Below are 25,587 nucleotides of genomic sequence, written 5' to 3' on the forward strand. Positions count from 1 at the left end.
GTGTCAGCGTTCCTTCGTTCACATCGCACACATGCGTTCGCAGAGCGAACACATGTGACGCTCGGTCGTCATCGAAGGAGATCTCATGCGCCGCACCGTCGCTGCGTTCGTCACCGCGCCGCTGATGCTGGTCGCCGCCTGCGGCGGCTCCGACGAGGAGGCGGGCGGCACCACCGGTGGTGGCGAGGGCGGCGGGCTCGAGCAGGTGTCGGTCGGCGTCATCCCCATCGTCGACGTCGCGCCGATCTACCTCGGTGACCAGCAGGGCTTCTTCGAGGAGTGCGGCCTCGACCTGACCCTGGAGACCGGTCAGGGCGGCGCGGCCATCGTGCCCGCGGTCGTCAGCGGCCAGTCGCAGTTCGGCTTCAGCAACGTCACCTCGCTGCTGCTCGCCGCCAGCGAGGGCCTGCCGCTGCAGGTCGTCGCGAACGGCGTCGCCTCGACCGGTGAGCAGGGGGCCGACTTCGGCGCCGTCGTCACCACCCCGGACTCCGGCATCACCGGTGCCGCCGACCTCGCCGGCCGCACCGTGGCGGTCAACACGCTGAACAACATCGGGACGACGACGGTGCGCGAGTCGGTCCGGGCCGCCGGTGGCGACCCGGACAGCATCCAGTTCGTCGAGCTGCCGTTCCCGGAGATGCCGGCCGCCCTCGAGCAGGGCAACGTCGACGCCGCCTGGGTGGTGGAGCCCTTCCTGGCCCTGTCGACCGGTGAGGGCGCCCAGGTCGTCACGTCGAACTTCGTCGACACCGCCGACGACCTCACCGTGGCCACGTACTTCACCAGCCAGCAGTACGCCCAGCAGAACCCCGAGGCCGTCGAGTGCTTCAGCGACGCGATGGCGCAGTCGCTGGAGTACGCCCAGGAGAACCCGGACGCCGTCCGCGAGATCCTCGGCGAGTACACCCAGATCGACCCGGCCGTCGCCGAGCAGATGACGCTGCCGGCGTGGCCGGCCGAGATCAACCGCGACTCGGTGCAGACCCTGGCGGACCTCGCGGTCGAGGACGGGCTGCTCGACGAGGCGCCGGATCTGGACGCCCTGCTGCCGTGACCGGGTCGACCGCCACCCGGGCGTCGGCGGATCCCGCCGCCTCGCCGGCCCGCTCTCCGCAGGCGGGCCGGCGGCGGCAGGTGCCGGCCTGGGCCCTGGGGCTGCTGGGCCTGCTCGCGCTGATCGCGCTGGTCGAGATCGCGCCGCGGATCGGCCTGGTTCCGCGGCGCTGGTTCCCGCCGTCCTCGGAGATCGGCGCCGAGCTGCTCGTGCAGTTCGGCCGCCCGGAGTTCTGGACCGCGGTCCTGGACACCCTCGAGGGCTGGGCGATCGGCCTGGCGATCGCCGCGGTGGCCGGCGTGCTGCTCGGGCTGCTGCTCGGCACGTTCCGGTTCGCCCGCGAGTTCACCGCCTCCACCATCGAGTTCCTGCGCCCGATCCCGTCGGTGGCGCTGATCCCCATCGCCGTCCTGCTGTTCGGCAACGACCTGGAGAGCGAGCTGCTCCTGGTCGTCTACGCCTCCTTCTGGCAGATCCTCATCCAGGTCCTCTACGGCGTGCAGGACGTCGACCCGGTCGCGCAGGACACCGCGCGCGCCTACGGGCTGGGCCCCTGGGCGCGGGTGCGGCACGTCACCTGGCCCACCGCGCTGCCGTACGTGATGACCGGGCTGCGCCTCGGGGCCGCCGTGGCGCTGATCCTCGCGGTCACCGCCGAGCTCGTCATCGGCACCCCGGGCCTGGGGCAGCTGCTCAACAACGCGCAGAGCAGTGGCGCGGTGGCGGCCACCTACGCGATCGTCGTCGTCACCGGGATCCTCGGCGTGATCGTCAACCTGGTCTTCCGGGCCGTCGAACGGCGGGCGCTGTCGTGGCACCCGTCCCAGCGAGCGGAGGTGGCGGCATGAGCGTGCTGCGTCGCGTGGCGATGACCCTCGGCCTGCCGGTCATCCTGCTCACCGCCTGGTGGTTCGCCAGCGCCGGGAGCACCAACTTCTTCTTCCCGCCGCTGTCGGAGATCCTCGAGAGCCTGGTCGAGGAGTGGCTCGGCCCGCGCCTGGCCGCCGACGTCTGGCCGAGCCTCTACCGCCTGGCGGCCGGCTACGCCCTGGCCGTCGCGGTGTCCCTGGCCCTCGGCGTGCTCATCGGCACCTCCCGCACGGTGCGGGCGGTGACCGAGCCGGTGTTCGAGTTCTTCCGGGCCATCCCGCCGCCGGTGCTGGTGCCCATCTTCATCCTGCTGTTCGGCCTCGGCGACGGCATGAAGATCGTCGTCATCGCCTTCGGCTGCATGTGGCCGATCCTGCTGAACACCGTCGAGGGCGTGCGCGCCGTCGACGAGGTGCTCAGCGACACCGGCCGCGTGTACGGCCTCCGCGGCTGGTCCCGGCTGCGCCGCCTGGTGCTGCCCAGCGCCAGCCCGCAGATCTTCGCCGGGCTCCGCCAGGGGCTCTCGGTCGCGATCATCCTCATGGTCATCAGCGAGCTCTTCGCCGCGACCAACGGGCTCGGCTACGCCGTCGTCCAGGCCCAGCGCAGCTTCGCCATCGCGGAGACCTGGGCGGGCATGCTCATGCTCGGCCTGCTCGGCTTCCTGCTGGCCCTGCTGTTCCGGATCGTCGAGAGCCGGCAGCTCGCCTGGTACCACGGCCTGCGCCGCGCCCAGCGCTCCTCCTGACCTCCTTCACCACCTGGAAGGTTCCCCATGCTCGACGTCCGCGGCATCAAGAAGGTCTACGAGAGCAAGGACCGCACGGTCGAGGCCGTCCGCGACCTCACGTTCACCCTCCCGGCCGGGGAGCTCGCCTGCCTGGTCGGGCCCTCCGGCTGCGGCAAGACCACGCTGCTGAAGATCATGTCCGGCCTGCTGGAGCCGACGTCCGGCGAGGTCCGCATGGAGGGCGAGGTCGTCAACGGCCCCCCGCCGGGGATGGCCGTGGTCTTCCAGGAGTACGGGCGCAGCCTCTTCCCGTGGATGACGGTGCGGGAGAACGTGGAGCTGCCGCTGAAGCAGAAGAAGCTGCCCGCCGCCCGCCGCAACGAGCTGGTGGAGGAGTCGCTGGCCGCCGTCGGCCTGGCCGAGGCGCACGCGGCCTACCCGTGGCAGCTCTCCGGCGGGATGCAGCAGCGCGTGGCCATCGCCCGCGCGGTCGCCTACGAGCCGCACGTGCTGCTCATGGACGAGCCGTTCGCCGCCGTCGACGCGCAGACCCGCGCCGACCTCGAGGACCTCATCCGCGACCTGTGGCACAAGTTCGGCGTCACCACGCTGTTCGTCACCCACGACATCGACGAGGCGGTCTACCTCGGGCAGCGGGTGCTCATCCTGTCGAACTCGCCGACGGTCATCCGCGACGACCTGGTGATCGACCTGCCCGACGAGCGCGACCAGCTCACCACCCGCTCGTCCCCGCGGTTCGCCGAGCTCCGCGCGCGGGTCTACGAGCAGATCCACCGGCCCAAGGACGAGCCGGCCGAGGAGCCGGCGCAGCCGGTGGCCGCGAGTCCGGTGACCGGGCCCGCACCGGCCGCACCCGACCACTCGGGGTTCTGACCGCTCCCCGAGGGGCCCGGCGCGAGACGCGCGAAACGGGGCCCCGGCAGCTGCGCCGGGGCCCCGTTCGCCGTCTCTCGCGGGCTCAGCGGTTGGCGCGCTCCGCCTGGGCGAAGCCGGCGCGCAGGAACCTGTCGATGTCGTGCCACGTCGGTGCGGCGCGGTTGACCACCCGCTCGCGCCCGGCGTGGTTCGTCATCCACGTCGTGGAGACCTCGGCGCCGATGATGTCGTCGACCGAGTGGCCGGCGTCCGGCACGAGCGTGAACCTCGCCTCGTTCCCCTCGGCCGTCGTCGTGTCGTAGACGAGCCGGCTCTGGTTGTACGGCAGCAGCGGGTCGGCCAGGCCGTGGAGCACCCACACCGGGATCTCCTCGCCCTCGATGTAGCTGCTCGGGTCCGCGGCCTCGGTCTCCTCCGGGCACGCCTGGATGCTCAGCTGGCCCGGGAACTCCTCGCCGGCGCAGTGGATCAGCAGGCTCTCCGGGGACGTCGGGGCATCGTGGGGGTAGATCCCCGGCTGCATCGGCAGGTCGTTCTCCGCGGCGAACGTGTCCATGGAGAGGAAGTCGGTCGGCGGGAAGAACGGCACGGCCACCTGCACGGCGCTGGAGGTGCCGTCGACGCCCGTCTCCCCGGGCAGCTGCTCGATGTCGCTCGTCGTCGCGGCGAACGCCGCCGACCAGCCGCCCGAGGAGTTGCCCATGAACGCGAAGCGGTCCGGGTCGAGGCCGTACTGCGCGGCGTTCTCCCGCAGGTAGCGGACGGCGGCCCGCACGTCGTAGCCCTGCTCGGGGAACCGGGCGTCGGCGCTGGAGCGCACGTTGATGGTGGCGACGGCGTAGCCGCGGCCGGTGAACTCCTCGACGACGTCGAGCGCCTGCTCGCCGGTCTTCACGTCGTTGCTGAACCACGCGGAACCGGAGTGCCAGACGACCAGCGGCAGGGCGTGCCGGCGGGGGGTGCCGGGGAGGTGCAGGTCGAGCAGGTTACCCGGGGTGGCCGGGCCGTAGGCGAGGTCGCTGATCACGGTCGGCTCGGGAGCGGGCGGTGCCGCCTGGGCGGGCGTGGCCAGGGCCAGCACGACGGTGGAGGCGGCGGCGAGGCCGCAGGCGGCGGTGATCGCGCCCTGTCGTCGGGGCGCACGTGCGGTGTGCTGCATGGGATCCGGACTCCATTCCTGGTGGCGACGTTGCCGGTGCGGAGCGTGGGTGGTGTGAGGCTAGGCACACCCTCGGCCGGACACGAGGAGCAGCTTCCACTCACTGGAAACCGGCTGGGCCCGGGCGATGCGGCGCCGCCGCGGGAGTCGAGCGTGTGTGCCGATCGGCAGATCGAGCCGCGCTTCCTGCCGGTCCGCGCACGGCGTCCGGCGCCGGGTCGGCGCGGTGGGCCGGGAGCGGGCGTCCGGGATGACGCACTAGCCTCGACGGCGCCAGGAGGGCTCGCCTAGTGGCCGATGGCGGCGGTCTTGAAAACCGCTAAGAGGTAACCCCTCTTCGTGGGTTCGAATCCCACGCCCTCCGCGCTGCGGTGCCGCAGGGCGTCGTCACCTCGCCCCGGCACGTCTCCGCGCTGCCGCCTGACCTGCGGCGGATCCCACCCCGCACCCGATCGTCCCAGACAGTGGGACGCTGCCGGGTCGGATCCGGCGGTCCGGAAACTGTTTCGCAACGGTAAAGAGCCTGGTCGGATCCGTAGTCGCCCCCCGCGGGGTGCGGCCCCTGCGTAACCGGGCGGTGTCGATATGTAGACACACGTGCAGGCCGCATCTAACGTCCCGCTCGACCGTCCGCGAGCGGCCGCCGGTGGCCCCCCACCGTCCGGCTGGACGGTCTTCCTCCGAACGCAGGAGAACCATCCTTGAAGAGAGCTCTGGCCGTCGTCGCCGGTGCCGCCCTGGTCATGGCGGTTCCCGTGACGGCTTCCGCCGCACCCCCCGCAGAAGACGCCCCCGCGACCCCGCAGCGCGCCCACGACCTGCCCAACCCGCTCGCCGAGACGCAGCAGGCGCTGCGTGCCGAGGCACTCGAGCAGGTGCTCACCGGGCAGGCCACGCCGCGCGGCAACAACAAGGTGGTCGAGGTCGCCCGGGGCCGCTACGTCGAGCTGGCCCAGGAGGACAGCGACGCGATCTGGACCGTCCTCGGCGAGTTCAGCGACCTGCCGCACAACTCGATCCCGGAGCCCAAGCGGTCGGTGGACAACACCACCATCTGGACCCCGGACTTCTCGCAGGGCTACTTCGACACCCTGCTGTACAGCTCCGAGCCGGGCGTCAACTCGGTGGCCAACTTCTACGAGCAGCTCTCCTCGGGCCGCTACACCGTGACCGGCGAGGTCGAGGACTGGGTGCAGGTGCCCGGCACCGGCGCCTCCTACGGCGACAACGACCTGGGCGACAGCGCCGTCTGGGGCTTCATCAACGACTCGGTCAACACCTGGTACGCCAACCAGCTGGCCGCCGGCAAGACGGCCGAGCAGATCGACGAGTACCTCTCGCAGTTCGACGTCTGGGACCGCTACGACTCCGACGGCGACGGCAACTTCGACGAGGCCGACGGCTACATCGACCACTTCCAGGCCGTGCACTCCGGCGAGGGTGAGGAGGTCGGTGGCGGCGTCCTCGGCGACGACGCCATCTGGAGCCACCGCTGGTACAACCAGACCAACCGGATCGGAACCGCCGGCCCGACGGTCAACGGTGCGGTCAACCCGCTCGGCGGCACGCAGGTCGGTGGGTCGAAGTACTGGATCGGTGACTACACCGTCGAGCCCGAGAACGGCGGCGTCGGCGTCTTCGCCCACGAGTTCGGCCACGACCTCGGTCTGCCCGACCTGTACGACACCTCCGGCAACAGCGGCGGCGCGGAGAACAGCACCGCCTTCTGGACGCTGATGAGCTCCGGCTCCTACGGCAACTCCGGCCGCCCCGAGGACGGCATCGGCACCCAGCCGATCCACATGGGCGCCTGGGAGAAGCTGCAGCTGGGCTGGCTCAACTACGAGGTGGTGCAGCCCGGCGAGAGCGCGAACCTGCGCCTCGGCCCGGCGGCGTACAACTCCAAGGAGAACCAGGCCGCCGTCGTCGTCCTCCCGGACAACGAGGTCACCACCACGATCGGCACCCCGTTCGAGGGCGAGGACTTCTGGTACTCCGGCTCGGGCGACAACCTCGACCACAGCATGCTGGCACCCAAGCCCGCGGGGGCGGCTGAGCTGACCGCCCAGGTCAAGTACGAGATCGAGGCGGACTGGGACTACGCGTACGCGGTGTACACCACCGACGGCGGGGCCACCTTCACGTCGATCCCGACCAACCTGTCGACGACCACCGACCCCAACGGCCAGAACTTCGGCCACGGCATCACCGGCAGCACCGGTGGCGAGTGGGTCGAGCTCACGGCCGGCCTGGCGGGCGTGCCCGACGGGGCGCAGGTCGGCTTCCGGTACTGGACCGACGGCGCGGCCACCGAGCCGGGCCTGCAGGTCGACGCCGTGGCCATCGACGACGCACCGGTGACCGACTGGACGCTGGACGGCTTCGAGCTGACCACCGGCACGACGACGAACTCGTACTTCAACGCCTACATCCTCGAGAACCGGGCCTACACCGGCTACGACACGGGGCTGAAGACGGGGCCGTACAACTTCGGTGACCCGCGGCGTCCGGACTGGGTGGAGCACTTCCCGTACCAGGACGGCCTGCTGATCAGCTACTGGAACACCCAGTACAACGACAACAACGTCGGCGCCCACCCCGGTGCGGGCCTCGTCCTCCCGGTCGACGCCCACCCGGGCCTGCTCTACGAGCCGACCGACGACGAGGGTGAGGACCGCACCAACGGCGAGAGCTGGCGGCCGCGGGTCCAGTCCTACGACTCGACCTTCGGGCTCCAGCCGACGGACAAGCTGACGCTGCACGACCCGGACACCGGCGTGGCCGGCCGGGTCGGCGGTCTCCCGGCCGTCCGCACCTTCGACGACACGCTCGACTGGTGGGTGGCCCCGGGCGAGCAGCCCGACGCCAACGGCTGGACCGGCGTCGACGTGCCGAAGACCGGCACGACGATCACCGTCACCGGCATGAGCGCGCAGGGTGCGCTCATGCAGGTCCGGGTCAACTGACCCGGTAGCGCAGCACGCGAACGGCCCGCCGGCACCCGCCGGCGGGCCGTTCCGCGTCCCCGGGACGGTGCGCCGGGCAGCGACGTGCGGGCGCGGCGCGCGACCCCGGGGACGGCGCCCGCAGCGCGCATCGCGGCCCCTCGGCGCGGCCGCCCGACATGCCGGGCGGCAGCGCCGGCGAGGGGTGACCGGTCCGCCCGCCGACGGCATCCACGCTGGTCGACGCGGTGCATGTCGACATGGCGGTGGCCCGCGGGACGGGTCACCGTGCCGCGGCAGGGGCGGTCGCAACGATCCGGTGACGGGCCTTCCGGTGAGGCGCCGAACCCGCCGATCGCGGGGTCGGTGCGCCGTAACTTCTCCCGTGATCGCGGCACCTTCCCCGGCCGCGACGAGGCACGGAGGAGTTCCCGGTGATCATGGGCACGATGCTGCTGTGGCCCGCCGCGGCGGTGCTCGGTTTCCTGCTGTGCACCGCGGTCGTGGTCGCGCTCGGCGCGAGCTCCACCGCCCGGTACGAGTACGCCGGCGCGGCCGCCACCCAGCAGGTCCAGCGCGCGGCGGCGCGGGCCGCCGGCACCCACCCGGCCGGGCGCCGCGCCGCCCCCGCCCCGGCCGGGCGTGGGACCCAGCGGAGCCCCCAGGCGGTCGCCCTCGCCGTCCGGCCCGCCGCGGCGCCCGCGCCCGCGCGGCCGGCCGGCCCCACTCCCGGGGCCGCCAACGGCTGGTGGCTGGTCGACGGGTCGGCGCAGGCCGTGGCCGGCCCCTTCGCCGACCGGATCGACGCCGACTGGGCGGCGCTGGCGGGTGAGCTGGCGGCCGTGACCGTGTTCGGCGTCCCCCGGGCCGACGGCACGATCGCCCCGCGCCCCTCGCCGGCGGACCGGGTCTGGCTGACCGAGCTCGGCGACCAGCTCGACCGGCTACCCGAGGACTGGGATGCGCTGCTGACCGACACCGACCCGCTGACGACCCTGGTCGTGGAGGTCGCCGCGGCGCTGGTCGAGGCCGGGCTGCCGCTGCACGACGCCGCCGGGAGCGGAACGTCGGGCGGGGTCTGCCTGGTGCCCGAGACCGCGTCCTGCGGGGTGCTGGTCAGCTGGCGGACGCACGACCGGATGGGCGTGCAGCACTCGCGCGGCGAGGCGGCGCACGTGGTCGTGCAGGAGGTCATGGCCGCCGCCCTCGCCGACACGCTGGCCGAGCTCGGCTTCGTCGTTCAGACCGTCGGGGCGACCGGGGTCACCCTGGTGACCGCGCTGCGCTGAGCGCCGCTCCCACGAGGCGACGCGGAACCGGTGGCGAACGCTCGGTGAACGCTGCGTCCGGGCCGTAACCGCGGGCCGGGCCGCTCAATGGACGGGCCGTGATCACCCGCACGCCGCCGTTCTCCCGCCGCACCGCCCTGCAGCTGGCCGCCGTCACCGGCGCCGGGGTCGCAGGCGCGGTGTCCGCAGGGCCCGCTGCCGCCGCGCCGTCCCCCGCCCGCATCCCCGGGCCGTTCGCGCACGGGGTCGCCTCCGGCGATCCGCTGCCCGACGCCGTGGTCCTCTGGACCCGCGTGACGCCCGACGCCCGGTCGACGCCGGGCTCCGGTGCCGGCCCCGTCGTCGAGGTCGGCTGGGAGGTGGCCACCGACCCCGGTTTCCGCCGCGTCGTCCGCCGGGGCCGGGTCCGCACCGGCCCGGCGACCGACCACACGGTGAAGGTGGACGCCGCCGGGCTGCGGCCGGGCACCGGCTACTGGTACCGCTTCAGCTGCCGGGGGGCGACCTCCCCGGTGGGCCGCACCCGCACGGCGCCCGCCACCGGTGCCGCCGTGCCGCGGCTGCGCATGGCGGTGGTCTCCTGCGCCAACCTGCAGGCCGGCTGGTTCACCGCCTACCGGCACCTGGCCGCGCGCGGGGACCTCGACCTCGTGGTGCACCTGGGTGACTACCTGTACGAGTACGCGCCGGGGGAGTACCAGGCGCGTGACGTCGTCGTCCGGCCGCACGACCCGCCGCACGAGATCGTCACCCTCGCCGACTACCGGCGCCGGCACGCCCAGTACAAGGCCGACCCCGACCTGCAGGCCCTGCACGCCGCCGCGCCGTGGGTGGTCACCTGGGACGACCACGAGAGCGCCAACGACGCGTGGTCCGGCGGCGCGGAGAACCACACGGAGGGCGCCGAGGGCGCCTGGCCGGCTCGCCGCGGGGCCGCCCAGCAGGCCTACGCCGAGTGGATGCCGGTGCGCTACACGCCGGGCGGCCGGCTCTACCGGCGGCTGCGCTTCGGCCGGCTGGCCAGCCTGTCGATGCTCGACCTGCGCACCTACCGCGACCAGCAGGCCGCCTCACCGCTCGACCCCGCCCTCGGGGACCCCGGCCGCACGCTGACCGGGCCGGAGCAGCTGGAGTTCCTGCTCGACGGGCTGGCCGACGACGCGGTGCAGTGGAAGCTGGTGGGCAACCCGGTGATGATCGCGCCGGTGCGGTTCCCGAACGGGCTGGACCTGCGGGCGACCCAGGCGATCGCCGGCCTGGTCGGCGTGGACCTCCCGCGGGTGACCGGCCTGCCCTACAACGTCGACCAGTGGGACGGCTACCCCGCCGAGCGGGACCGGGTGCGGGCGCACCTGCGCGACCGCGCGCTGCGCGGCACCGTCTTCCTCACCGGTGACATCCACTCCGGCTGGGCGGCCGAGCTGCCGGCGGACGACGCCACCTACCCGCTGACGCGCGACAGCCTCGGCGTGGAGCTCGTGTGCACCTCGGTGACCAGCGACAACCTCGACGACATCCTCGGCGCCCCGCCCCGGACGACGTCCCTGGCGGTGGAGACCGCGATCCGGGTGGCCAATCCGCACGTGAAGCACCTGGACTTCGACTCGCACGGCTTCTCGGTCCTCGACGTCACCCCGGAGGCGGTCCAGATGGACTGGTACGTCCTCACCGACCGCACCGATCCGGCGTCGGCCGCGGTCTGGTCGACGTCCTGGCGGACGCCGGCCGGCACCGGCCGCGTCGAGCGTGCGCCGCGGCGGCTGGCGTGAGCGGCCCGGTGCAAGGCATGGACCGCCGGCAGTTCCTCCGGGTCACCGCCGCGGGCGGCGCGGCCGTCGTCCTGTCGACGGCGCTCGGGGCGCCGCGGGCGCGGGCGGCCGACCGGCTGCGGGTCTACGTGCTGGTCGTCGACGGGACGCGGCCGGAGGAGATCACCCCGCTGGTCACGCCGAACCTGCACCGGCTGAAGTCGGGGGGCACCTGGTTCCCGTCGGCGCGCTCGCTGCCGGTGATGGAGACGATCCCCAACCACGTGATGATGATGACCGGCGTCCGGCCCGACCGGTCCGGGGTGCCGGCCAACTCCGTGTACGACCGGGCCGAGGGCGCCGTCCGCGACCTGGACCGCCCCTCGGACCTCCGCTTCCCCACGCTGCTGGAGCGGGTGAACGCCACCGGCCGCACCACGGGCACCGTGCTGTCGAAGGAGTACCTGTACGGGATCTTCGGTGAGCGGGCCACCTACCGCTGGGAGCCGTTCCCGGTCATCCCCGTCACCGGGCACGCGCCGGACGCCGCGACCACCGACGCGCTGATCGCGATGGTCGACGAGGCCGACCCCGACCTGGTCTTCGTCAACCTCGGCGACATCGACCGGGTCGGCCACAGCGATCTGACCGGCAGCACCCTGCGGGTGGCGCGCGCTCTCGCGCTGGGCAGCACCGACCTGCAGGTGGGCCGCTTCGTCGCGCACCTGCAGCGCACCGGCCGGTGGGCCGGCAGCGTGCTGGTGGTGCTCGCCGACCACTCGATGGACTGGTCGGTGCCGACGAACCTCGTCTCGGTGGACGCCGTCCTGCGGCCGCGCCCGGACCTGCGGCAGTCGGTGCAGATCGCCCAGAACGGAGGCGCGGACCTCCTCTACTGGACCGGCCCGGCCGCGCAGCGGGCCGCCGGGCTGGCGGAGGTGCGGCGGCTGGTCTCCGCCCACCCCGGCGTGCTGTCGGTGCACCGGCCGGCGGAGCTGCGGCTGGGGCGGGAGGCCGGCGACCTGGTCGCCTACTGCCGGGCCGGCTGGCGCTTCACCGACCCGACGCCGCTGTCCAACCCCATCCCCGGCAACCACGGGCACCCGGCCACCGAACCGATCCCGTTCCTGGTGGCGGGCGGGCACCCCCTGGTGCGGGCGGGCGCGGTCAGCGGGGCGCCCGCGCGCACGGTGGATGTCGCGCCGACCGTCGGCGCGCTGTTCGGCCTGGGTGCACCGCGGGGCGGGTACGACGGCGCAGCGCGCACGGAGGCGTTCACCCGGCTGTCCGGGCGGCGGTAGCCGATCGCAGCGGGGGGTTGCCCACCCCTCGGGGGGACGCGGCGCTCCGCTGCCGGGCTCGCCGTGCCGATGCGGGGGAGGTGACCTTCCCGCCGTCGCTGCGAGCACGCGAGCCCGCCGCTGCCGCGCGCACGGCCGTCGTCGTCCTGGCCATCTGCGCCGGGATGCTGGCGCTGGTCGGACTGTTGGGGCCCGCCACGGACGGCGACGCGAGCCCGGCGGTGGTCTGGGCCTGCGTGATCGGGCTGGCCGGGGTGGCGGCCCTCTTCCACGGCGTGCCCGCGGAGCGCCTGGACCGCGCCGGCGCGTTCGTCGTCCTGGCCGTCGGCGGGGTGGCGGTGCTGTGCGTCCTGGCCGTCGTGAACGGGGGGACGTCGACCCGCGCGCAGGCGTTTCTGGCGTTCGTCGTGCTCTACGCGGGCTTCCACCTGCGGACGGCGGGCGCGGTGGTCGCCACGGTCGTCGCGGTGGCGGCCGGCGGGGTCATGCTGTTCGACGCCGCGCCCTTCAGCGGTGCCCTCACCGACTTCGCGTTCTTCGGCGCCATGCTCGGTGTGATCGGCGGCTTGCTTATCCGCTCCACCGACAAGCAGGAGCGCCTGGTGGCGGCGCTCCAGGAGCAGGCGGACGTCGACACGCTGACCGGGCTGGTCACGCGGCGCGTCCTGGACGAGGCGCTGGATGCCGGGGGCGCCGGCGCGGCGTCGTCCCAGGGCACCGCGCTGCTGCTCATGGACGTCGACCGGTTCAAGATGATCAACGACGTGCACGGCCACCTGGCCGGCGACGACGCCCTGGTGCACCTGTCCACCGTGATCAAGCAGCAGATCCGCGCCGCCGACGCGCTGGTCAGCCGGCTCGGCGGGGACGAGGTCGCGGTGCTGCTGCGCGACTGCTCGCGGGCCACCGCGGTGCGCCGCGCCGAGCAGCTGCTGGACGCCGTGTGCGGGGCGCCCCTGGTGCTCTCCGACGGGAGCAGCCTGGGCATGTCGGTGAGCGTCGGGGTGTCGCACCTCGCCGGCGCGGCCACCGATCTGCGTGAGCTCTACGCCGCCGCGGACGTCGCCCTGTACACCGCCAAGCGCGCCGGGCGGGGCCGGGTGGAGGTTGCGGCGGCCTAACCGGCCGGCGAGGGGAGGCGCAGGGAGCGGGCGGCGCCCGCGAGCGCCCGCAGGCTGAGCCGGCCGTCGGCGAGGCCGAGGTCGACCACGTCGTCGAACACGCCCTGGGAGCCGGCGGCGGCCCGGAACACCGAGTCCATCAGCGCCGGCCAGCGGCTCAGCCGGGAGGCCACCGACGAGTGCCGGAGGTGGCGGCCGAGCCGGTCGGCGAGCGCGCGCCGGTAGGCTGCGCCCGCGTCCGCCCCCCGGGTGGCGGCCTGCCCGGCGAGGGCGCCGGAGAGCACGGCGTAGAAGATGCCCTCACCGGTCAGCGGGTTGATCAACGCGGCGGCGTCACCGGCCAGGAGCACCCGCCCATCGGGCTGGCGGGGCCGGCCGGTGCTCAGCGGCAGCCGGTGGGCGCGGAGCTGCTCGGGCTCGGCTCCCGGCAGCAGCCGGTGCATCCCGGCGACGAGCTCGACCCGGGTGGCGCCGCCGGACACCAGCTCCCCGTACCCGACGTTGGCCCGTCCGTCGCCCAGCGGGAAGGACCACGCGTAGGCCGGCCAGCGCTGGTCGGTGGTCGTGATGACCTGGACGCCGCGCTGCCCGGGGGGCTCGGGGGCGTAGCCGCGGAGGGCGACGGCGAGCTGGTCGGGCCGGTTGCGCCGGGTGCCCAGCGCCCGGCGCACCACCGACTCCGCGCCGTCGGCGCCGATCAGCACCCCGGCGGTGACGGACCCGTCCACCTCGACCGCGTCGGCGTGCACCGCGATCCGCCGGACCACGTGCCGGCGCAGCACCGCCCCGGCGTCGCGGGCGGCCGCGATCAGCCGCGCGTCGAGCACCGCCCTGGGGATGACGTGGGAGGGCCGGGCGGTGGCCCGCTCGACCGTCGTCCCCCCGGGCGACCGCAGCCGCAGCCGCGGCACCGGCGGGAAGCCGGCGGTGAGGGCGGCCGGGCGCAGGCCGAGGCCGGCGAGGACGTCGAACGCCTCGGCGGCGATGCCGTCGCCGCACACCTTGTCCCGGGGGAACTCGGCGCGGTCGAGCACCAGCACCCGCGCCGAGGGCCGGGCCCGACGGGCGGCCAGGGCGGCGGCGGCACCGGCCGGCCCACCACCGACGACGACGACGTCCCAGTGCTCCACCCGTCCGACGCTAGGCAGTGGAGGGGCTCACCGCGCGACCGACCGCGGGACGCCGTCCCAGTTCTGGGAGAGCAGCCGCCGCCAGCTGTCCAGGTCGTGGTGCGCCGGTTCGGTCGTGGCGACGAAGTCCAGCAGCACGTCGCAGAAGCGGTCGGGCTCGTCGAGGTGCGGCCAGTGGCCCGCGTCCTCGAACACCTCGATCCGCGCCGACGGGACCGCGGCCCGGACCGGCTCGGCGTGCTGCGCCGGCACGATCGGGTCGCGACCGCCCCAGATGACCAGCATCGGCACGGAGTCGGCGAGGTACAGCCGGTCCAGCGCGGTCACCGCCTGCCCCCGCACGTCGACCGCCCCGCGCAGCGTGCGCAGGAACGCCCGCCGCGCCTCGGCGTCCTGCAGGGCCAGCAGCGCGTCGCCGGCCTCGGCGAGGTCGCGCACCCGCCGCCAGCCGGCGAGCGCCCCGAGCTGGTCGACGGCCCGCAGCCCGATGCGCAGCGGGCCGGAGATCCCGGCCAGCGCGGTGACCACGAGCTCGGCCCCGGGCAGGCTGGCCGCCCGCAGCCCCGCGGAGAGCTCCGAGCCCAGCCCGCCGCTGCCCACGAGCGCCAGCCGTTCGCAGCGCTCGGGGAACTGGTAGGCGAACTGCAGGGCGATGCCGCCGCCCAGCGAGTGCCCCACGACGGTGGCCCGTTCGACGTCGAGCACCGCGAGCAGGTCGCGCACGCCGTTGGCGTAGCCCGCGATCGAGTAGTCGCCGCGCGGCTTGTCCGAGTCGCCGTGCCCCAGCAGGTCGGGGGCGATGACGGTGTGCGACTCGGCGAGGCGGTCGATCACCCCGGCCCACGTCTGGCAGTTGTTCCCGATGCCGTGCAGCAGCAGCAGCGGCGGGCCGTCCCCCGCGCGGAGAAAGGCCCGCTTGTGCCCGTGGACGATCCGCGACTCTCGGACCTGACCGGTTGCCACGGCCCCAGTGCACCACGGTTCTTGTTGCTCTGCAGTCACGACGGCGCTGGTCAGGCCGGTGCGGGTGCCGTCCACTTCCGCGGCGGGTGCTCGTAGCCCTCGACGAACCGCAGCAGCCCGGCGGCGTCGCGGACCACGCCCAGCGCGTCGAGCCGGGGGCCGTCGAGGTAGCCGTCGTCCACCATGCGGCGGAGCTGGGCCAGCAGCGGCTGCCAGAACCCGTCGACGTCCAGCAGCGCCGCCGGCTTGGCGTGCAGCCCGAGCATGCCCCACGTCCAGGCCTCGAACAGCTCCTCCAGCGTGCCGGCGGCGCCGGGGAGCGCGACGAACGCGTCGGACAGGTCGGCCATGCGCGCCTTGCGCTCGTGCATGGAGGAGACCACCTCGAGCCGCGGGAGGCCGGGGTGGGCCAGCTCGTCGTCGACGAGGTGCTGCGGGATCACGCCGACGACCTCACCGCCGGCGGCGAGCGCGGCGTCGGCGACGACGCCCATCATCCCGACGCGCCCCCCGCCGTAGACGATCCCGACGCCGGCCTCGGCCAGCCCGGTGGCGAAGGACGCGACGGCCTCCGCGTGGGCCGGTGGCCCCGCGTGGGACCCGGTGAAGACGGCGATCCGCACCGGACGAGGCTATGCCGGGTGCCGGCGCGAGCTGCCGTCGACCCCGTCCCGGGCACCGCCGCGAGCCTGCGAGCGGTCTGGAGGACGGGGTCCTTCCTCAGCCGCCGTAGTAGCGGTAGACGGGCTCGGCGATGCAGACGGGCTTGTCGCCGCCCTCCCGCTCGATGACCGCGGCCAGCGTCAGCTGCAGGCCGCCGGCCACCTCCTCGACCGACTTCAGGGTCGCGGTGAGCCGCACCCGGGAGCCCACCGGGACGGGGGAGGGGAAGCGCACCTTGTTCAGGCCGTAGTTGACACCCATCACCGTGTCGGTGACGACGAGGACCTGCGAGGAGAGCGGGGCCAGCAGGGACAGCGTCAGGTACCCGTGGGCGATCGGGCCACCGAACGGGCTCTCCTTCTTCGCGCGCTCGACGTCGACGTGGATCCACTGGTGGTCGCCGGTCGCCTCGGCGAACTGGTTGACGTGCTCCTGGGTGACCTCGTGCCAGTCGCTGGTGCCGAGCTCCGTGCCGATCAGCCCGTTCAGCTCGGCCATGGTCGTGGTGGTGCTCACGTGGTCGTCCTTCCCTGGGGTGGGCGGTGTTCCTGGGGACACTCTGCCTCTGATCACCAGGGCACTCAGAGGCAGAGGTTCCGCCGCACACCTTGCCCGGCCCGGCGCGACGGCGCGCGTGCGGGTGCGGCGGGTGCGGATGTCCTCTCCCGGGATGCTCGTGCCCTGCCCGCGGGGGTGGGCAGGGCACGAGTTCCGGCGGGGTGCCCCCGGCGGCCGCCCGCGCGAGCGGGTTCACTGGGCGGGTGCTCGCCTCGACCGACGGCTGGACCGCCTGCAGCCAGGGGCACCGTCACTGGGGGCGGGCCGGCGCGGCCGGCCTGCTGATCCACCGCGACGGTCCCGACGGCGTCGAGCTGCTGCTGCAGCACCGGGCCTGGTGGTCGCACCACGGCGGCACCTGGGGGACGCCGGGCGGCGCGCTGCACGTGGGCGAGTCGGCGGCCGACGGTGCGCTGCGCGAGGTGGCCGAGGAGCTGGGGCTGACGGCCGGCGACGTCGTGCTGGGCGCGCAGTCGGTGGACGACCACGGGGGCTGGGCGTACACGACGGTCCTGGCCCGGCCGGTGCGCCGGTTCGAGGCGGTCGACCTCCGGCTGGACGGGGAGAGCGACGGCGTGGCGTGGGTGCCGCTGGCGGGCCTGGCCGCGGTGGCCCTGCACCCGGGGCTGGCCGCCTCGCTGGACCGGCTGCGGCCGCTGCTCGCCGGCGACGACGCGTAGCCGGGTCCTGGGCGGCCCTCCCGGCGGGGCGGGTGACCCGGCGGCTGCCGGTCCACCCCGCCCCGCGGGTTAGGTTCGGCGCATGAGCGCCCGCGACGACGTCTCCGAGATCTTCGACAGCTCCGCGTGGGCGCCGGTCGAGGGCTTCGACTTCAGCGACATCACCTATCACCGGGCGGTGGACGCCGGCGTCGTCCGCATCGCCTTCGACCGCCCGGAGGTGCGCAACGCCTTCCGGCCGCAGACCGTCGACGAGCTGATCACCGCGCTGGAGCACGCGCGGCTCTCCACCGACGTGGGGTGCGTGCTCCTCACCGGCAACGGGCCGAGTCCGAAGGACGGCGGCTGGGCGTTCTGCTCCGGCGGCGACCAGCGGGTGCGCGGGAAGTACGGCTACGAGCACGACAAGGGTCGCTCGAGCGGCCGGCTGCACATCCTGGAGGCCCAGCGGCTGATCCGCTTCATGCCGAAGGTCGTCGTCTGCGTCGTCCCGGGCTGGGCCGCCGGCGGTGGGCACAGCCTGCACGTCGTCGCCGACCTCACCCTGGCCAGCGCCGAGCACGCCCGGTTCAAGCAGACCGACGCCGACGTCGGCAGTTTCGACGGCGGCTTCGGCTCGGCCTACCTCGCGCGGCAGGTCGGGCAGAAGTTCGCCCGCGAGATCTTCTTCCTGGGCGAGGAGTACACCGCGGCCGACGCCCACGCCATGGGCATGGTCAACCGCGTCGTCCCGCACGCGGAGCTCGAGGCCACCGCCCTGGAGTGGGGCAAGAGGATCGTGGCCAAGAGCCCGACCGCCCAGCGGATGCTCAAGTACTCGTTCAACCTGATCGACGACGGCCTGGTCGGGCAGCAGCTGTTCGCGGGCGAGACCACCCGGCTGGCCTACATGGCCGAGGAGGCCGTCGAGGGCCGCGACGCCTTCCTCGAGAAGCGGGACCCCGACTTCGGCCGCTTCCCCTGGCATGTCTAGCGGAAGGACCCCTCCTCCCCACCCCTCGCACGTCCAGGGCGGTGCCCTGGACGGGGCCATAACCTGTCATCCATGAGGAGTTCGAAATGATCGTCGAGGTGATGACGGGCGCCGACGAGCGACCCGAGGCGCGGGTGGTCGACGTCGAGGACCTGGGCCGGCTGCACCTGGCCCTGGGCGCGGTCACCGACGAGGAGGCCGCCGAGGCGCTGGAGCGATCGGGCCTCGGCCGGCTGCAGGACGCCGAGACGGCCACCCTCGACGTGGCGGCGCTGCGGGCTGCCGCGGCGCCCCGGGCCACCGCCCCGGACTGGGACGCGCGGTGGGACCAGATGATCGCCGGCGCCCGGGCGCAGGGCTGGCTGTCCGAGGACGGGGCGAACCTGCGGGTGCACATCGAGAGCGCCGCGGGCGCCTGACCAGGCGGTCCTCCCCGGCGCCCGGCCGGGGCACGCGGAAAGTTAGGTGTACCTCAGAGGACCGAGATCATTGTGGTGACCCCGTCCGGCAGCCAGGATGGCCGCGTGCATAGAACCAGCCGTGACAGGACGGCGTCGTGAGCGGTACGCCGGGCCGTCCGCTGAGTGCGGAGCTGTCGGAACAGCTGCTCGCCGTGGCCGTCGACATCCTGGCCGACGAGGGATGGGGCCGCCTGAACAGCGATCGCATCGCCGCCCGGGCCAGGGCCGGCAAGGCGGGCATCTACCGCCGGTGGCCGTCCATGGCCGCGCTCGCCCGGGCGGCGGTGAGCCGCTTCGAGCTGGTGGTGCTGCCCGAGGACTCCGGATCGCTGCGGGCGGACCTGCTGGGCCTGGTCAGCGACCGCTGGACGCAGCCGCTGGACCGGCAGGAGCGCGCGGTGGCCAGCCTGGTGGGCGCGGCCCGGCACGACGAGGAGCTGCGGGCAGGGCTGGACGAGGCTCTCGTGCGCCCGCTGGCGGCCGCCGTCCAGACCGTCGGCGAGCGGGCCCAGCAGCGCGGGGAGCCCCTCCGGCTCGAGCGGCTGCGCTTGCTGGCCTCGGTGCTCGAAGCGTTCTGGTGGCAGCGCTACCGGATGGCCGAGCCGCTGACGGCCGAGCAGGTCGAGTGCATCGTCGACGAGGTGTTGGTGCCGATGCTGCGGCCGGTCGACGAGACCGTCGCCGCCTGACCTCCCGGCGACGCCTCAGCCGGCGCGGCGGGGCAGCGAGGCGACGTTCGCCGGTGGCTCCAGGCCCAGCTGCGCGTACAGCCCGCTCATCAGGCTGTCGGTCAGCGTCCGCACCTCGGTCGCGGCGGTGCGGTGGTCGGCGGCGTGCTCGACGACCCGCCGCTGCTCCACGACGACCACCCGGGACACGGTGAGCCAGAGGGCCGCGGCCAGGGGGGCGGCGATCCGCGGGCAGAACAGGACCGGCGAGGTGGCCATCCCGGGCTCGGGGTCGGTCTCCCACGCCTCGGCCAGCGCACCTGCCAGCTGCCGTTCGGCCTCGAACAGGATCCGCTGCTCGTAGCCGGCCAGCGCGGGGCTCTCGTGCACGGTGTCGGTGAACGTGCGTTCCTCGGGACGCACGTGCAGGGCCACGAAGTACGCGGCGCCCTCCGCGAGGTGGTCGCCCAGCGCGACCAGCGGCGTGGTCCCCGGCGGCCGGTTGCGGACCGCGTCGGCCGGGCCGTGCGGACACGGGATGCGCCCGTCGAAGAAGAGCTCCTCCTTCGTCGGGAAGTGGTTGAACACCGTCTGGACGGCGACGTCGGCCTCGCGAGCGATGTCGGCGACGGTGACCGCCTCGAACCCGCGCTCGGCGAACATCTCGTGCGCCACTGCCCGTACGTGGGCCCGGGTCTGCGCCTTCTTCCGCGCACGGCGGTCGCTGAGTTCACCCACGGTGCACAGCTTAGGCACCGAACGTGTCCACCGCCGTCAGGACCGACCGCCCGGTATGTCGCCGGGCGTGCTCTGGTCGGGGGCCTGCGCGGCGGACCGGGCGCCACCAGGCACGATGGCCGCGGATCGACCCGCCCGGGGCGACCGGACGACGACTGCGAGGAGGAGCCGCCCGGTGCGGACGAGAGCTGCGGTGCTGCGCGAGGCAGGAGCCGAGTACGAGATCGTCGAGCTGGAGGTTCTCGACCCCGGGCCCGGCGAGGTGCTGGTCGAGATGGCCTACGCCGGCCTGTGCCACTCCGACGAGCACCTGCGGCACGCTAACCCCGGCGGCCGCTACCCCATCGTCGGCGGGCACGAGGGCTCCGGCGTCGTCCAGGCCGTCGGCGCCGGCGTGACCGGGGTGGCACCCGGCGACCACGTCGTCACGAGCTTCCTGCCCGCCTGCGGGCACTGCCGCTACTGCGCCTCCGGCCGCTCCAACCTCTGCGACAAGGGCGCCACCATCGCCACGGGCCAGCTGCCCACCGGCACCTTCCCGTACCGCCTCGACGGCGAGCCGCTGGGCGGGTTCTGCATGATCGGTGCCTTCGCCCGGCACACGCTGCTCAGCGAGTTCTCCTGCGTGCGGATCGACCCCTGGCTGCCGCTGGAGACCGCGGCCCTCGTCGCCTGCAGCGTGCCCACCGGCTGGGGTTCGGCGGTGTACTCCGGCGGGGTGCGGCCGGGCGACACCGTGGTCGTGGTCGGCCTCGGCGGGGTGGGCGTCAACGCCGTCCAGGGGGCCGTCCACGCCGGCGCCATGCACGTCATCGGCGTCGACCCGGTGGCGATGAAGCGGGAGTTCGCCGAGTCGCTGGGCGCCACCCGCACCGTCGCCGACGCCGGGGAGGCGGTGGGGCTGGCGCGCGAGCTCTCCCGGGGCACCGGTGCCGACGTCGTCGTCGTGACGGTGGGGAAGATGACCGGGGAGGTCTACAAGGCCGCCTCGGCCTGCCTGGGCAAGGGCGGCACGCTCGTGCTCACCGCCCTCGCCGACCGGCCGGAGGAGGGCCGGGCGACGCTCAACGGCCAGCTCACCACGGTGTTCGAGCACCGCGTGCAGGGCTCGATGTTCGGCTCGTGCAACCCGTTCACCGACATCCCCCGGCTGCTGCGGCTGCACGAGGAGGGTCGGCTCGAGCTCGACCGGCTGATCACCCGCCGCTACGCCCTCGACGAGGTGAACCAGGGCTACCGCGACCAGGCCGCCGGCGAGACGGTCCGCGGGCTGCTCGTCCACGCCGACTGAGGAAACACCCCGTCGCCCACCCCAGCACTCGCTCCGCTCGCGCCGGGCCCTGCGACGGGGCGAGCCTCTGGACGGAGCCGGCGTTCGGAACGGGCGCCGGGTGGGCAGCCCCGGGGGCGTGAGCTCTCCCCGTATCGCAGTCCTCGACGTCGACGGCACGCTCGTCGACACCAACTACCAGCACGCCCTCGCCTGGTACCGGGCCTTCCGGTCGCTGGGGGAGACCTTCCCGATCTGGCGGATCCACCGGCTGATCGGCATGGGCGGCGACCGGCTCCCGGCCGCGCTCGGCGGGGACGACGTCGAGGAGCGCATCGGCGGCCAGGCCCGTGAGCGCTGGACCGAGGAGTTCGACCGGCTGATCGACGAGGTCGCGCCGCTGCCCGGCGCCCGGGAGCTGGTGCAGGCGCTCCGTGAGCGGGGGCACCGCGTGGTGCTGGCCAGCTCCGGCAAGGCGAAGCACGTCGACCACTCGCTGGACCTGCTCGACCTGCGCGACCTGGCCGAGGCCTGGACCACCAGTGACGACGTCGAGTCGAGCAAGCCCGCCCCCGATCTGCTCGAGGTGGCCGTGAAGAAGCTGGGCGAACCCGTGGGTGCGCCGAGCGTGATGGTCGGCGACTCCGTCTTCGACGTGGCGGCGGCGAAGCGCGCCGGGATGCCGGCCCTCGTCGTGCGCTCCGGCGGGTTCGGGGACGACGAGCTGCGCGAGGCCGGGGCGATCGACGTCTTCGACACCCCCGGTGACCTCGCCGCCGCCCTGGATCGCCTCGACCTGAGCTGACCGGAGGACCGCCCGAGGGGCTCCGCGGATGCTCTGCCTCTGAGTGCAGGTGCACTCAGAGGCGGAGCGAGCGGGGAAGGGATCCCGGAGGGCGCTGGGACGGTGCCGGTGCGTGCGGTGGTGGGGTGCGGCGCGGTGCGGCGGTGCGGCGGTGCGGTGGTGCGGAGGCTCAGGAGGCCGTGGAGGAGCGGCCCAGGCGGCGCAGCGCTTCGTCCGGGTGGTCGGTGATCATCGCGTCGACGCCGAGCGACACGAGGAAGTCGATGTCGGCGGCCGTGTTCGCCGTCCACACGTGCACCTCCTTCCCGGCGGCGTGCGCCTGGGCGACATACCCAGGGTCGGCCCGCAGCAGCGCCAGCCCCGGGCCGACGGCGCTCATCGCACCCCCCAGGAGCTCGGTGCGCACCGAGCGCAGGCGCTTGCCGATGAGCTGCACGGTCGGCACGCCCGGTGCGAGCGCGCGGATCCGGCGCACGGCGAGCTGGGAGAAGCTCATCACCCGGAACGCCGGCCGCCCGGCCCACTGCGCCGGCCGGTCGCCCTGCAGGAGGCCGTAGCGGCGCAGCGACCGCACCAGCTCCTGCTCCACCCGGTTGGTGTGCCGGGTCGGGTGCTTGGTCTCGATGGCGAGCCGGACGGAGCCGGGGGTGGCGGAGGCGTACTCGAGCAGCCGGTCGAGGGTCAGCACCAGGCCGTTCTCGATGTCGGGCTCGTCGGTGACGGCGGTGATCGTGTCGTCCCTCCACCGGTCCAGCCGGCCGCGCCGGGCGCCGAACCGGAACTGCTCCAGCTCGGCGAGGTGCAGGGCCGAGACGACGCCGCGGCCGTTCGACGTGTGCCGGATCCTGCGGTCGTGGACGCAGACGAGCACGCCGTCGCGGGTCATCCGGACGTCGACCTCCACCGCGTCGGCACCGACGATCGCGGCGTTCCGGTACGCGGCCAGGGTGTGCTCGGGGGCGTCCGCGGTGGCCCCGCGGTGGGCGACGACCTCGGGGCCGCTCACCGCAGCGGGCGGGGAGAGCGGCGCGCAGCGCGGACGGGAGGCACGCGGGGATCCTCCCCGCCCGCCGCGCGTTCCGCGAGCGGTGGGCGCCGCCGTCAGACGGCGAGGCGCGCGCGGTACTCGGGCACGGTGATCATCGGCGGGCGCTCGTCGACCGCGACGGCGTTGCTGCGCGGCACGAACCCGGCGCCGTCGTGCCGGAACTGGGTGAGCAGCCCGCTGGGCTGGCGGGTGCACGCCGCCCGGGCCAGCACGGTGGCGACCACCTGGCCGGCCATCTCGCCCAGCGCCTCGACGCTCTGCGAGGTGTGCCGGCGCTCGCCGAGGTCGACCTGGGCCAGCGAGGAGAGCCCGCCCAGGCCCAGCAGGTCGACGAGCAGGCCCACCTCCACGCCGTACGCCGAGACGAACGGCACCTGCTCCAGCGCCGCGCGGCGCCCGGCGTACTCGCCGCCGAGGGGCTGGACGAAGCCGGCGAGCTCCGGCCACAGCGCGTTGAGCAGCGGGCGGGCGGTGAGCTCGGTGACCCGGCCGCCGCCGGCGGGCTGCTCGGCCCCGCCGACGGACAGCGGCCGGGTGTAGCAGCCCTTGACGTAGCTGACCTGCGGGTCGGTGAGCAGCGGCCCCAGCAGGCCGGGCACGTAGTGGGCGACGTCGCCGAGCAGGTCGGCGTCGAGGAAGACGACCAGGTCGCCGGTCGTGGCGGCCAGCGACTTCCACAGCGCCTCGCCCTTGCCCCGGCGGGTGCCCATCGCGGGCAGCACGTCGGTGGTGGCGACGACGTCGGCGCCGGCGGCCCGGGCGACGTCGGCGGTGGCGTCCGTGCTGTCGGAGTCCACGACGACCAGCTCGTCGACCAGCGGCACCCCGCGCACCCAGTGTGCGTGCAGGTCGGCGACCAGCCGGCCCACGGTCGCCTCCTCGTTGCGGGCGGGGAGGACGACGCTGACCCGGTGCCCGCCACGGCGCTTGGCCTGCAGCAGGCCCGCGGGATCGACCTGCGCCAGGGAGCGCGCAGCGGTGGTGCGGTCGGCGAACCAGGCGCGGGCGTCAGGTCTCACGCGCCCACTGTCGTCCAGCTCCGGTGCGGGCACCAGGCGGTCTCCCCGGTGTTCACCGGGCCGTCACGTGAACGTTCCGGCGGTGAGCGATCGGGTCGGTGCGGGCCCGCGGGAAGCGGCTCGTGGGGCCGCGTCACCCGGTCGGGGAACCGGTCCCGGTGGGCGCCGAGTCGCGGGCCGGCCGGACCTCCCGCACCATGCGGGCATGACCTCGGGTCAGCTGCCCGCAGCGCGCGTGGGAGGCGAGGAGCGGCGGCGGGTCGCGCTGCTGCTGGAGACCGCCGACGTCCTCGCCGACCGGGCCTCGCGCACCCCCGACGCGGTCCAGGCCCAGGTGCTGCTGCGCCGGTCCGCCCAGCGCCGGGCGCAGGCCGCGCGCCTGGCGGCGGAGAGCCCGCCGGGGGGCGACGGCCGCCGCGCGGGCGGTGCCCCGCCGGGTGCGGGGAGCGCCGCCCGGCCCTGACGAGGTCACCGCGCGGGGCCGCCGTTCCTCGGGAAGGGCGGACCGAGCCCGGGCGCGGTTACCGTGGTCCGATGCTCCGCTGGCTCTGCGCCCTCGTCGCCGGAGCCGTCGTCTCCGGGTTCGCCTTCCTGCTGGTCACCGGCGAGTACCGCAACGAGGGGCCGGTGCTGCTGACGATCGTCGGCAACCACGGCGTGCACGCCGGTGACCTGTTCATCCTGGCGGGGTGGGCGGTCGCCGTCCTGGCGCTCCTCGTGCTCGCGGCCGCCCCCTGCCCGCGCCGGCCCGCCGAGGCGCCGCCGCGGGGCTGACGCCGCCGTCCTGCGCTTTTCTTGCGGATCGCTGGACACGACCCTGCGGCTGGCCGCGCAGGGTGGCTCGTGCCGGGATGGAGCCGCCACCCCGGTACGAGCAGGGGAGGCAGCGACGTGAGCAGCCGGACGAGCAGCGCCGTGGCGCACCAGAGCACCACCGCGAAGGTCGTGGGCACGGTCGCCGTGCTCGCCGCGGTGGGCGCGGTCGCGGGACTGGGGACCCTCGGCGGGTTCAGCAGCAGCGACAGCGTGGACACCGAGGTGCAGGCGGGGGTGGTGTCGATCCGGCTGGATGCCGCGGCCGGCGGGCAGAGCGTGCCGTTCTCCGGCGGGGCGATGCTGCCCGGCGACGTCGTGCAGGTGCCCTTCGACCTGCGCAACGACGGGGACGTGCCGCTGTCGTCGGTCGGCTTCCGCTCGGTGGCGCGGGGGGGGGGGGGGGGGGGGGGGGGGGGGGGGGGGGGGGGGGGGGCGGGGGGGGGGGGGGGGGGGGGGGGGGTTGGGGGGGGTGGTGTTGTGGTGGGGGTGGGGGGGGGGGGGGGGGGGGCGCGGCCCCCCCCCCCCCCCCCCCCCCCCGACCCCCCCCCCCCCCCCCCCCCCGCGGCGGCCCCGTCCAGAGGCTCGCGCCGAGCGTGCGAGGCGTCAGGAGGACGGGGTCCTTCCTCAGTCGACGAGGGCCTGGTTGACGAGCTGGCGCAGGTAGTTGCGGATCGGCAG

Annotated in this window: 25 protein-coding genes and 1 tRNA gene; 18 read left to right on the forward strand and 8 right to left on the reverse strand. The window is 74.6% G+C overall.

Annotation, left to right across the window (positions count from 1 at the left end; genetic code table 11):
* The first annotated feature begins 85 nt into the window (after nt 1-85).
* The 4 genes from ACI79K_RS16465 to ACI79K_RS16480 are packed head-to-tail and all read left to right on the forward strand — an operon-like array spanning nt 86 to nt 3,551.
* Nucleotides 86-1,057, forward strand: a complete 972-nt coding sequence (locus ACI79K_RS16465) for an ABC transporter substrate-binding protein (RefSeq protein WP_456590612.1) — start codon at nt 86-88, stop codon at nt 1,055-1,057.
* Complete coding sequence (locus ACI79K_RS16470; RefSeq protein ID WP_456600234.1) at nt 1,054-1,905, forward strand: ABC transporter permease; 852 nt, start codon at nt 1,054-1,056, stop codon at nt 1,903-1,905. Before ACI79K_RS16465 ends, ACI79K_RS16470 begins: the two co-directional genes overlap by 4 nt.
* On the forward strand, nt 1,902-2,675 hold the full coding sequence (locus ACI79K_RS16475) for an ABC transporter permease (RefSeq protein ID WP_456600235.1): 774 nt from the start codon (nt 1,902-1,904) through the stop codon (nt 2,673-2,675). The genes ACI79K_RS16470 and ACI79K_RS16475 overlap by 4 nt, the downstream gene beginning before the upstream one ends.
* A gap of 27 nt (nt 2,676-2,702) precedes the next feature.
* A complete protein-coding gene (locus tag ACI79K_RS16480; protein ID WP_456590616.1) occupies nt 2,703-3,551 on the forward strand; it encodes an ABC transporter ATP-binding protein in 849 nt (282 codons plus the stop codon).
* 85 nt (nt 3,552-3,636) lie between these two features.
* Here the strand turns inward: ACI79K_RS16480 and ACI79K_RS16485 are convergent, their stop codons facing one another.
* Nucleotides 3,637-4,713: an alpha/beta hydrolase fold domain-containing protein gene (locus tag ACI79K_RS16485; protein ID WP_456590617.1), complete on the reverse strand. Its 1,077-nt coding sequence runs from the start codon at nt 4,711-4,713 to the stop codon at nt 3,637-3,639.
* A 276-nt stretch (nt 4,714-4,989) separates the two neighbouring features.
* Between ACI79K_RS16485 and ACI79K_RS16490 the strand changes: the two genes are divergently transcribed.
* The 6 genes from ACI79K_RS16490 (at nt 4,990) to ACI79K_RS16515 (ending at nt 13,117) form a co-directional block, all read left to right on the forward strand.
* Nucleotides 4,990-5,077 (forward strand) — tRNA-Ser (locus tag ACI79K_RS16490).
* 337 nt (nt 5,078-5,414) lie between these two features.
* Nucleotides 5,415-7,679, forward strand: a complete 2,265-nt coding sequence (locus ACI79K_RS16495) for an immune inhibitor A domain-containing protein (protein WP_456590618.1) — start codon at nt 5,415-5,417, stop codon at nt 7,677-7,679.
* A 419-nt stretch (nt 7,680-8,098) separates the two neighbouring features.
* Nucleotides 8,099-8,947: a hypothetical protein gene (locus ACI79K_RS16500; protein ID WP_456600243.1), complete on the forward strand. Its 849-nt coding sequence runs from the start codon at nt 8,099-8,101 to the stop codon at nt 8,945-8,947.
* A 98-nt stretch (nt 8,948-9,045) separates the two neighbouring features.
* Nucleotides 9,046-10,716, forward strand: coding sequence for an alkaline phosphatase D family protein (locus ACI79K_RS16505; protein ID WP_456597314.1), 1,671 nt, complete (start codon nt 9,046-9,048; stop codon nt 10,714-10,716).
* A 17-nt stretch (nt 10,717-10,733) separates the two neighbouring features.
* Nucleotides 10,734-11,996 carry an alkaline phosphatase family protein gene (locus tag ACI79K_RS16510; RefSeq protein WP_456600236.1) on the forward strand — a complete coding sequence of 421 codons (1,263 nt, stop codon included), beginning with the start codon at nt 10,734-10,736 and terminating at the stop codon, nt 11,994-11,996.
* 80 nt (nt 11,997-12,076) lie between these two features.
* Complete coding sequence (locus tag ACI79K_RS16515; protein WP_456600237.1) at nt 12,077-13,117, forward strand: GGDEF domain-containing protein; 1,041 nt, start codon at nt 12,077-12,079, stop codon at nt 13,115-13,117.
* Here ACI79K_RS16515 and ACI79K_RS16520 read toward each other — a convergent pair.
* The 4 genes from ACI79K_RS16520 to ACI79K_RS16535 form a co-directional block, all read right to left on the reverse strand.
* Complete coding sequence (locus ACI79K_RS16520) at nt 13,114-14,247, reverse strand: geranylgeranyl reductase family protein (protein ID WP_456590622.1); 1,134 nt, start codon at nt 14,245-14,247, stop codon at nt 13,114-13,116. The two genes, ACI79K_RS16515 and ACI79K_RS16520, sit on opposite strands and share 4 nt — an antisense overlap.
* Before the next feature lie 27 nt (nt 14,248-14,274).
* Nucleotides 14,275-15,210 (reverse strand): alpha/beta fold hydrolase, encoded by a 936-nt coding sequence (locus tag ACI79K_RS16525; RefSeq protein ID WP_456600238.1) that lies wholly within the window; start codon nt 15,208-15,210, stop codon nt 14,275-14,277.
* Between the two features lie 50 nt (nt 15,211-15,260).
* The gene (locus ACI79K_RS16530) at nt 15,261-15,833 is read right to left on the reverse strand and encodes an LOG family protein (protein WP_456600239.1); all 573 of its coding nucleotides are present in this window, start codon (nt 15,831-15,833) and stop codon (nt 15,261-15,263) included.
* Nucleotides 15,834-15,930: 97 nt separating this feature from the next.
* Nucleotides 15,931-16,389, reverse strand: a complete 459-nt coding sequence (locus ACI79K_RS16535; protein WP_456590625.1) for a MaoC family dehydratase — start codon at nt 16,387-16,389, stop codon at nt 15,931-15,933.
* Between the two features lie 245 nt (nt 16,390-16,634).
* Between ACI79K_RS16535 and ACI79K_RS16540 the strand changes: the two genes are divergently transcribed.
* The 4 genes from ACI79K_RS16540 (at nt 16,635) to ACI79K_RS16555 (ending at nt 19,234) form a co-directional block, all read left to right on the forward strand.
* Nucleotides 16,635-17,111, forward strand: coding sequence for an NUDIX domain-containing protein (locus ACI79K_RS16540; protein WP_456600240.1), 477 nt, complete (start codon nt 16,635-16,637; stop codon nt 17,109-17,111).
* A gap of 82 nt (nt 17,112-17,193) precedes the next feature.
* On the forward strand, nt 17,194-18,084 hold the full coding sequence (locus ACI79K_RS16545) for a 1,4-dihydroxy-2-naphthoyl-CoA synthase (RefSeq protein ID WP_456590627.1): 891 nt from the start codon (nt 17,194-17,196) through the stop codon (nt 18,082-18,084).
* Between the two features lie 86 nt (nt 18,085-18,170).
* Nucleotides 18,171-18,503, forward strand: a complete 333-nt coding sequence (locus ACI79K_RS16550) for a hypothetical protein (protein WP_456590628.1) — start codon at nt 18,171-18,173, stop codon at nt 18,501-18,503.
* 137 nt (nt 18,504-18,640) lie between these two features.
* On the forward strand, nt 18,641-19,234 hold the full coding sequence (locus ACI79K_RS16555) for a TetR-like C-terminal domain-containing protein (RefSeq protein WP_456590629.1): 594 nt from the start codon (nt 18,641-18,643) through the stop codon (nt 19,232-19,234).
* Between the two features lie 15 nt (nt 19,235-19,249).
* On the opposite strand, the gene ACI79K_RS16560 is transcribed toward ACI79K_RS16555, so the two are convergent.
* Nucleotides 19,250-19,951: a TetR/AcrR family transcriptional regulator gene (locus tag ACI79K_RS16560; protein ID WP_456600241.1), complete on the reverse strand. Its 702-nt coding sequence runs from the start codon at nt 19,949-19,951 to the stop codon at nt 19,250-19,252.
* A gap of 175 nt (nt 19,952-20,126) precedes the next feature.
* On the opposite strand from ACI79K_RS16560, the gene ACI79K_RS16565 reads away from it, so the two are divergent.
* Complete coding sequence (locus ACI79K_RS16565) at nt 20,127-21,242, forward strand: NDMA-dependent alcohol dehydrogenase (protein WP_456590631.1); 1,116 nt, start codon at nt 20,127-20,129, stop codon at nt 21,240-21,242.
* A 118-nt stretch (nt 21,243-21,360) separates the two neighbouring features.
* The gene (locus ACI79K_RS16570; protein ID WP_456590632.1) at nt 21,361-22,026 is read left to right on the forward strand and encodes an HAD family hydrolase; all 666 of its coding nucleotides are present in this window, start codon (nt 21,361-21,363) and stop codon (nt 22,024-22,026) included.
* A gap of 169 nt (nt 22,027-22,195) precedes the next feature.
* Here ACI79K_RS16570 and ACI79K_RS16575 read toward each other — a convergent pair whose 3' ends face one another.
* Nucleotides 22,196-23,032, reverse strand: coding sequence for a glycerophosphodiester phosphodiesterase (locus ACI79K_RS16575; protein WP_456590633.1), 837 nt, complete (start codon nt 23,030-23,032; stop codon nt 22,196-22,198).
* 95 nt (nt 23,033-23,127) lie between these two features.
* Nucleotides 23,128-24,093, reverse strand: coding sequence for a glucosyl-3-phosphoglycerate synthase (locus ACI79K_RS16580; RefSeq protein WP_456600242.1), 966 nt, complete (start codon nt 24,091-24,093; stop codon nt 23,128-23,130).
* 205 nt (nt 24,094-24,298) lie between these two features.
* On the opposite strand from ACI79K_RS16580, the gene ACI79K_RS16585 reads away from it, so the two are divergent.
* Both ACI79K_RS16585 and ACI79K_RS16590 read left to right on the forward strand, forming a co-directional pair.
* Entirely contained in the window at nt 24,299-24,556 is a 258-nt protein-coding gene (locus ACI79K_RS16585; protein WP_456590635.1) for a hypothetical protein, read from the forward strand.
* A 71-nt stretch (nt 24,557-24,627) separates the two neighbouring features.
* On the forward strand, nt 24,628-24,867 hold the full coding sequence (locus ACI79K_RS16590; RefSeq protein WP_456590636.1) for a hypothetical protein: 240 nt from the start codon (nt 24,628-24,630) through the stop codon (nt 24,865-24,867).
* Nucleotides 24,868-25,587: the final 720 nt, after the last annotated feature.

It is taken from the genome of Blastococcus sp. SYSU DS0616 (genome assembly GCF_054051015.1).

Bases quoted from the DNA above. Each gene is read 5' to 3' on its own strand.
- ACI79K_RS16465 (WP_456590612.1), top strand. From the start codon at position 86: ATGCGCCGCACCGTCGCTGCGTTCGTCACCGCGCCGCTGATGCTGGTC.
- ACI79K_RS16475 (WP_456600235.1), top strand. From the start codon at position 1,902: ATGAGCGTGCTGCGTCGCGTGGCGATGACCCTCGGCCTGCCGGTCATC.
- ACI79K_RS16480 (WP_456590616.1), top strand. From the start codon at position 2,703: ATGCTCGACGTCCGCGGCATCAAGAAGGTCTACGAGAGCAAGGACCGC.
- ACI79K_RS16485 (WP_456590617.1), bottom strand. From the start codon at position 4,713: ATGCAGCACACCGCACGTGCGCCCCGACGACAGGGCGCGATCACCGCC.
- ACI79K_RS16500 (WP_456600243.1), top strand. From the start codon at position 8,099: ATGGGCACGATGCTGCTGTGGCCCGCCGCGGCGGTGCTCGGTTTCCTG.
- ACI79K_RS16510 (WP_456600236.1), top strand. From the start codon at position 10,734: ATGGACCGCCGGCAGTTCCTCCGGGTCACCGCCGCGGGCGGCGCGGCC.
- ACI79K_RS16545 (WP_456590627.1), top strand. From the start codon at position 17,194: ATGAGCGCCCGCGACGACGTCTCCGAGATCTTCGACAGCTCCGCGTGG.
- ACI79K_RS16550 (WP_456590628.1), top strand. From the start codon at position 18,171: ATGATCGTCGAGGTGATGACGGGCGCCGACGAGCGACCCGAGGCGCGG.
- ACI79K_RS16585 (WP_456590635.1), top strand. From the start codon at position 24,299: ATGACCTCGGGTCAGCTGCCCGCAGCGCGCGTGGGAGGCGAGGAGCGG.
- ACI79K_RS16590 (WP_456590636.1), top strand. From the start codon at position 24,628: ATGCTCCGCTGGCTCTGCGCCCTCGTCGCCGGAGCCGTCGTCTCCGGG.